The sequence below is a fragment of the Bacillus sp. JJ1764 genome, assembly GCF_036962145.1.
Classification (GTDB): Bacteria; Bacillota; Bacilli; order Bacillales; family Cytobacillaceae; genus Neobacillus.
The window spans coordinates 1-6,825 of the sequence record NZ_JBALNY010000213.1 but is presented as its reverse complement, the minus strand read 5'-3'; the positions used below and the strand labels follow the sequence as shown (position 1 = coordinate 6,825).

Below are 6,825 nucleotides of genomic sequence, written 5' to 3'. Positions count from 1 at the left end.
GTATGGTCCCTAACATCATATTCCCCTGTTTCGCTTAATTGTTAGAATTAAAAATAGTGTAAGAACAATTCACAGTTAATAACGTAATAATAGTGCACGTCCCGAATTAAAAGTCTTAGGAAATAATTACATTACTATCTCTTTTTAGAGCTAGTAAATCCAGTCTTTCATTTACTTCGAACTTATCATACTCTTGTACAATTATTTAAAAATCTTTACCCAAAATCTCAGAACATTTACTATTCCATTTTCTATATGTCGTCTTTCTTTGATATCTGCAAAAGTTATTTCATTAATTTCTACAAACTTATATCCTTGTTATCTAGTAGATAATAATTGTGACTATCTTCATCACCAGTTGTTTTGCTTTATCCGTTGATCCATTAAAATCGCAAAAATATATGATGGTGCTCTTAAATGTTGTATTTCTGTTGTATTCACCAAGGGAACAAATTTTAATGCTTTTTCAAATTGGCTTTTTGGTACTTGATGGTTTGTTGTACTAAGGCTAATTGCATTCCCAAACACTTGGTAGGAAAATTCTTTTCCACGGATTTGTTTGAAAATCTCCCCTTCATTATCCACAATTCTTTTCCAAATCATTTCAATCATTTCATCACCCTATTGAGTTTAATAGCTTTATAATTTAGGTAATGCACAATCGTTTTTTCGTATGTTTTCCAATCTTTATACTGCTCTTGGATTTTTCTAACCAGAGTAGAATCAATCTGATTTTCTTCGTTATATATACCAAGGCGACGCATACTTTCTAATCTATTCATATATTGATTTACAGATATAGGCTTTAACTTTCCTTCACCTTTTTTTAGAATATGCTTCTGTATTAAATATTCTTCAAAGCTCAATTCTTCACCCCTTACAGTAGGTAGTTCATGACTATAGATATTATTTTTATTTTTCAAGAATAGCTCCCTTAACCATTCTTCTCCGTTTTCTGATAGTTGTGTAACAAACTCTTGCCCAATCCCCGTCTTTACAGTACAAAATCCATTTTGTGAGTTTTCCCATGTCTTATGGTGTACCTGTGTTAAATTTTTTGTAGAAGAAATCTGGCAGTTTCCAAGTAGCTTTACTAGATTCCTTACTGGCAGAAAGTAATAGATCATCGTTTAACGAAGTAAAATAACCGCAGCCGGGGATATTTAAATCCTCGAATAACCACTGGTCAGGTATAAAAATATAGTTTTTCTGGTTTCTTTTAAAAGCAGCTTCAGTGTTGTGAGGATGATGATGGAGATTGTATTGTTCAAGAATTTCTTTACATTCCTTATAGGTTTCTATTCTCTTCTTTACTTTTAACCAACCATAAATATAATGTCCTGATATTTTTCTATTTACTGTTGACTGAAAACCACCAAAAAATAGACCCTTCATTGACATTGTGATTGCCTAATTGAGGTGCAGCATTAAATTGGCCAAACGCTTTCCCAACTATACAGTTTTCATTCTCTTCCATCCAAGGAGGAATACCTAGCATTGGGTCAAAGTGTGCAAATAATTCATGATCGTTAATGGGAGCATACTCATTTCTCCGTACCTTAACACGGTCTGTTCCTTTAAAACTTTTATAAACTTCACTCAGGCTAGATCCTTTTAATCCGCTAAGATATTCATTTTTAATTGCTATATCTGAATATCTAATCTGATTTGAATAACTATTAACCTTTTCTGGTATTGGAAACCATATGTATTGACCTGTGTCGTGATTATAAGGAGATAAGCAGCCTCCACTACCGGAATCAAACCCTTTTCTGCTAAGGACCAATTTCATATTTACTCCCTGCCTTTAACTACTTGAAATTTATTAAAGTAATAGGTAATAAAACAAACCTTATTACAATTATTTCCTGCGTATATTTTACCATATAATTTAGCCGTTATTTAAAAATCATTTGTTCTTACCTGTACTCCGATTTTGCTGAGGAAAATTTACCAATAAAAATGGCAATCCTCGGTTTTTTTAGCAGGTTAAATTATTTATCGATTTTATAAATGCAAGAGGGTGCTCCAAAGGAATTATACTTGGAAACACCCTCCAAATTGAATTACACTTCATTAACGTTGACGCAATCTCACCAAAGGTTAGAAAATTACTCATAATATAGTGGATTAGGCTTCTATTTTGTAACACTTTTACATTAAAACTTCATTTGTTTTTTCATATGAATGATGAAGGGGTAAGCCATTTTCAAATAGAACTAAGCATTTATATTTTAAGAAGCTATTTTTGAATCTACATCCAAACGCCGTTCTAATTTACGAAGTATATAGGAAAATAACATGACAAGGACCAGATAGTATAACCCTACCACAATATAGGTATCCAACTGCTGATAGTTGGAAGAGGCCTCTGTTAACCCTGAGCCCCACAAATCAGACATGCCAACATAAGCAACCAGTGAGGAATCTTTTAAGCCGATTATAAATTGGTTGCCAAGCGGCGGGATTGACAACTTTAATGCCTGGGGCAATATTATTCGCCGCATAGCCAGTGTATAGGACATACCAAGTGATCTTGCTGCCTCCATTTGTCCCTGGTCAATCGCCTGTATGGAACCTCGGAAAATTTCTGCGATATAGGCTCCACTATGTATCGCCAGTGCCAATGCTCCTGCCCAGAACTGGGATAGAGTAACAATGGAGGCAATTCCGAAATACAGAATCGCAATTTGCACGATTAAAGGAGTCCCGCGAATCAAACCAATATAGACCAATGCAGCCTTATTCAGCCATTTGTTGCTTGAGATTCTGAAAAAAGAGATGACAAGTCCTATGATACATCCGATCAGCAATGATGTGATGGTTAGCCTCAAGGTGAGAAGCGCCGCAAAGATAAATATTTCATAGGTATCCATAAAAATATTTACGATGAACCTCACCCTCTTTCCTCTTTTTTGTAAGTCGCCCTAAAAAACTAAAAACCCTATCACTCACCTAAAATACTGCGACCGAACCATTTATTGCTGATTTTTTCATAGGTTCCATCTTTAATAATTTCATCAAGCGCCTTATTTAATTTGTCCAACAATTCCTTGTCTTCCTTTCGAACCGCAATCGCCTGGTCATCCTGGGAGAGGGTTTTACCTACATCCTTAATTTTGATGGCACCCGCTTTAATAATCGGTAGTCCGATCATTTGATCGGTAATGACCGCATCCAGCCTTCCAGTCGGCAAGTCCATGAGCGCAGTAATGTCACTGTCATACTCAACTACTTGATTCTTATCCGTGTTCTGCAGAGCCAAATCTTTATAGGTACTGGCCTTCACAACACCAATCTTCTTTCCCTTTAAATCCGCAGCCGATTTAATATCCTGGTTGTTTTCCGCCACGAAAATTTGTGCACCTGAACGATAATACGTATGGGTGAATTGGACCGATTTCTTTCTTTCCTCGGTAACCGTCATGCTCGCGAGAATCGCATCATACTTTTTCGCCTGTAATCCCTGAATTAATGTCTCCCATGGATTAGTGACCGGAACCGGCTTCATCCCCATTTTTTTTGCCAGCGCCTCTCCAATTTCCACATCAAAACCTTGCAATTTGCCATTTTCTTTAAAATTAAACGGTTTGTAGAGACCGCTCATCGCATAGAGAAATTCCTTCTGTTCCGTACCGCTGCTTTTTTCAGACGTACTACAGGCAGTAAGCAGTAGCGGAATCAATATCAAAAACACTAATAATCCAGTGAACCAGCGGTTTCTCATGACAAAACTCCTTCTTTTTTAAAGAATACTGTTTAAAAATTGTTTTGTTTTTTCATTTTGGGGGTTCTTGAAAAATGCTTCCGGTGGACCCTCTTCTAAAATCACTCCATCACCCATAAATACCACCCGGTCCGCCACTTCTCGTGCAAAGCCCATTTCATGAGTAACCACCATCATGGTCATCCCTTCCTTTGCCAGCTGCTTCATGACCATAAGAACCTCTCCAACCAGTTCCGGATCGAGAGCTGAAGTCGGTTCATCGAAAAGAATGATTCGAGGTTCCATCGCAAGGGCACGGGCGATAGCGACCCGTTGCTTTTGACCGCCGGAAAGACTCTTTGGATAGGCAGCGGCCTTATCGCTTAATCCGACCTTTTCAAGCATTTTTAACGCTCTTTCCTTAGCCAAAGACTTGTCCAATTTTCTTACATATACAGGCGCTTCCATGACATTTTCCAGTACATTTTTATGGGGAAAAAGATTGAAATGTTGAAAAACCATTCCGACTTCTTCTCGGATTTTATTTAAATTTGTTTTAGTCGGATCAATTTTTTCTCCCATTAAGAAAATTTCACCCTGATTGAACATCTCAAGAAAATTAAGACAGCGAAGCAGTGTACTTTTCCCAGAACCACTGGCACCAATGATGACGACAACCTCTTTTTCCGCAACGGAAAGATTGATTCCGTTTAAAACTACATGTTGGCCGAACGATTTTACCAGGTTCTTGATTGTAATCAGGTTTTTTCACCCCCTTTACCATTATTCTATTCTATGAATGTTGTTATCATTATTATAATCTTCTCTTTTCTGAATGTTTCGTTAATTAAAACGACAATGGTAATGGAAAACCCATTGATTTATGAATTAAAGATATTTATTAGATCTAAAAAAATAGAATTTGGTTACTAAACTGACTGTAGGAGATAAAAAAGTAAAGAAGATTATAATTATCTTTATAAATATGGGATGTTTATGAGGAAAGTTGCCGGTGCAACAGTTGAAATTTTAGTTATTGGGGGAGAACGCTTCATCACCATTAATTCGTTCACATTTTTGCAGAAGTACTAAAAAAATGATCAAAGCAACTAGATAAGGAGGTATGTAAATGATCCTCAAAACAAAGGAACCTTAGCGTTATAATTCTTGAGATAGCATATGTTTTGATATTAAGGATTTTCGAGCATGAATTGGATTCTAGCTATACCTTTTTTACATATCCCCCCTAATAATGAGGAAAATTGTAAATAAATACCGTAAAGGGTTGTTGCACATATGAGAACTAGAAATAATGTCCTTTTTGAAATTTTAATTATCTCAATCCTTGGTGCCCTGGTTTCACTAGCTCAAACTCTTTGGCTTCGGCAGAACTTAGAAGATAAAATTGAACATGCGCTTAATAGAGCATTGGCAAGACTGAACTCTATCGGAAGATTTCCCTGAGTAATCAGTCTTATGCTCCTCAAGTTGCTACGTTGATTGTTAGCTGCTGTCTAGTTTGCGCTGTAAACAGCAGCTTCCTTCTGAAATTCAATAATCATTTGTTAAGATTAACAGTAGAAAAAATGGAATCTGGACCATAATAGATCTTAGATTTTTTGTTTAAGTTTTTCGATAGTACTAAGAATTTCATCTCTATTTTTCGCAAGTTTAACCCATTTTGGCAATCTTGCCTCAACACTCAAATAATAAGATCCAAATGGTCTTATACGTTTCCTTACATAATCCTCTACATGTAGAAGATGTTCTAGATTAAAAAACCAAAGATTATGGCCACAGCATTCCTTTTGAAGAAATAATGGTAAACCAAAGTACCAATCAACACCTTGTTTTTCATCAAATAAATCATGATAGTATATCCATAAATTTTCCCAGTTTCTTTTAGGATGAATATCCTTTGTGAGTCCACAGTGACTGCACAGTAAGCTTTTTGATTCATGTCCTAAATAACAAAATTCTTCTTTTCCTTTTGCGTTGATTGGAGTAAAAACTCTCGCACAATGATCACACCTTGGACAAATAACTAAAAACAAATTGGAATACTCAATTAAGCTTCCACCGTAGTTTCCTAACAAATTTTAGTTTTCTCCTTCATTCATTAAAAATTTATATATTTAACTTTATCCATATTTGAATAAACAAAATCATGGACAATTTTACGAATGAATTTAACAAGTTGCTAAATGAGACGTATCTCCTAACATTTGAACCTCCATTTTTTCTCCATCCCAATTAAATATAGAGAGACTTGTACCATAAATAAATGGAGGGTCCCATAAATTTTCAGTAGACTTATTCATGACATAAGAAATAATGGTCTTAATAGCAACTGCGTGTGATACGATTAATACATTTCCATCAGGGTTATCAGAAATGATCCTATTAACAGATTCTACTACTCTCTTTTTTAAATCTGTTAAACTCTCTCCTTGATGCGGTTTATGATTGTATAAGTGAGGGAGATTCCAAAAATTATAATACTCATTTTTATAATTTTGTTCTATGTCTGCCTCATTTCTCCCTTCCCAGGCTCCAAAATATAATTCTTTTAAGTTCTCTTCCATGAAAATTGGTATATTCCTCTCCCCAGCAATATATTTTGCGGTTTGAAATGCCCTTTGACTAGGACTCGTATAGATTGCATTAAATTCTGTATTACATAAACGGTCACCTAATTTTAGTGCACTATTTACGCCTTTTTCTGTAAGCTCCGAATCCTTCCATCCTTGTAAACGTTTTTCAGTATTCCAAAGAGTTTCACCATGTCGCGTTAAATAAATTTTCAGCATACCTCTACCTCTCCATTAATAAAAATTAATTTTCTAACTGTATGTATTTAATAATCGATACTAAGGGTAAACAATACTTTCGACATAAATCGTGTGTTTTCCTTTATTTTATATTTCTTGATTGACTAAACTCCTCTGCTTACCAAAACAAAAAAAGGCCCGCCGCGGCAACACACCCGATTTTCTTATTAATTTCATTGCTCATTTTTCGGATTGAGGGTAAGTTGCTATCCTATCGGTAAACAAGTCTAACTGCCTTAGTAACGAAGGTTTCTTATTACAATCCCTTACTAACAAATCAATATCCCT

8 protein-coding genes and 1 pseudogene are annotated in these 6,825 nt (G+C 35.4%); 1 reads left to right on the top strand and 8 read right to left on the bottom strand.

The features are described 5' to 3' along the window. Window positions 1–351: 351 nt before the first annotated feature. From V7083_RS22250 to V7083_RS22220, 6 genes and pseudogenes are all read right to left on the bottom strand, one after another. The gene (locus V7083_RS22250) at window positions 352–612 is read right to left on the bottom strand and encodes a hypothetical protein (RefSeq protein ID WP_335482186.1); all 261 of its coding nucleotides are present in this window, start codon (window positions 610–612) and stop codon (window positions 352–354) included. Beyond that, window positions 609–923, bottom strand: a complete 315-nt coding sequence (locus tag V7083_RS22245; RefSeq protein ID WP_335482184.1) for a hypothetical protein — start codon at window positions 921–923, stop codon at window positions 609–611. Before V7083_RS22245 ends, V7083_RS22250 begins: the two co-directional genes overlap by 4 nt. Window positions 924–1,032: 109 nt before the next feature. Next, window positions 1,033–1,792, bottom strand: a pseudogene (locus V7083_RS23870) (hypothetical protein). Between the two features lie 442 nt (window positions 1,793–2,234). Next, window positions 2,235–2,876: an amino acid ABC transporter permease gene (locus V7083_RS22230; RefSeq protein WP_335482192.1), complete on the bottom strand. Its 642-nt coding sequence runs from the start codon at window positions 2,874–2,876 to the stop codon at window positions 2,235–2,237. Between the two features lie 71 nt (window positions 2,877–2,947). Further along, complete coding sequence (locus V7083_RS22225; protein ID WP_335482178.1) at window positions 2,948–3,727, bottom strand: ABC transporter substrate-binding protein; 780 nt, start codon at window positions 3,725–3,727, stop codon at window positions 2,948–2,950. 18 nt (window positions 3,728–3,745) lie between these two features. Continuing rightward, entirely contained in the window at window positions 3,746–4,468 is a 723-nt protein-coding gene (locus V7083_RS22220; protein ID WP_335482189.1) for an amino acid ABC transporter ATP-binding protein, read from the bottom strand. 534 nt (window positions 4,469–5,002) lie between these two features. On the opposite strand from V7083_RS22220, the gene V7083_RS22215 reads away from it, so the two are divergent. Next, window positions 5,003–5,170 carry a hypothetical protein gene (locus V7083_RS22215; protein ID WP_335482176.1) on the top strand — a complete coding sequence of 56 codons (168 nt, stop codon included), beginning with the start codon at window positions 5,003–5,005 and terminating at the stop codon, window positions 5,168–5,170. Between the two features lie 146 nt (window positions 5,171–5,316). Here V7083_RS22215 and V7083_RS22210 read toward each other — a convergent pair whose 3' ends face one another. Both V7083_RS22210 and V7083_RS22205 read right to left on the bottom strand, forming a co-directional pair. After that, a complete protein-coding gene (locus tag V7083_RS22210) occupies window positions 5,317–5,802 on the bottom strand; it encodes a hypothetical protein (RefSeq protein WP_335482174.1) in 486 nt (161 codons plus the stop codon). Between the two features lie 93 nt (window positions 5,803–5,895). Further along, window positions 5,896–6,516, bottom strand: coding sequence for a histidine phosphatase family protein (locus V7083_RS22205; protein WP_335482172.1), 621 nt, complete (start codon window positions 6,514–6,516; stop codon window positions 5,896–5,898). Between the last annotated feature and the right edge of the window lie 309 nt (window positions 6,517–6,825).

Bases quoted from the DNA above. Each gene is read 5' to 3' on its own strand.
- V7083_RS22225 (WP_335482178.1), bottom strand. From the start codon at position 3,727: ATGAGAAACCGCTGGTTCACTGGATTATTAGTGTTTTTGATATTGATT.
- V7083_RS22230 (WP_335482192.1), bottom strand. From the start codon at position 2,876: ATGGATACCTATGAAATATTTATCTTTGCGGCGCTTCTCACCTTGAGG.
- V7083_RS22215 (WP_335482176.1), top strand. From the start codon at position 5,003: ATGAGAACTAGAAATAATGTCCTTTTTGAAATTTTAATTATCTCAATC.
- V7083_RS22205 (WP_335482172.1), bottom strand. From the start codon at position 6,516: ATGCTGAAAATTTATTTAACGCGACATGGTGAAACTCTTTGGAATACT.
- V7083_RS22250 (WP_335482186.1), bottom strand. From the start codon at position 612: ATGATTGAAATGATTTGGAAAAGAATTGTGGATAATGAAGGGGAGATT.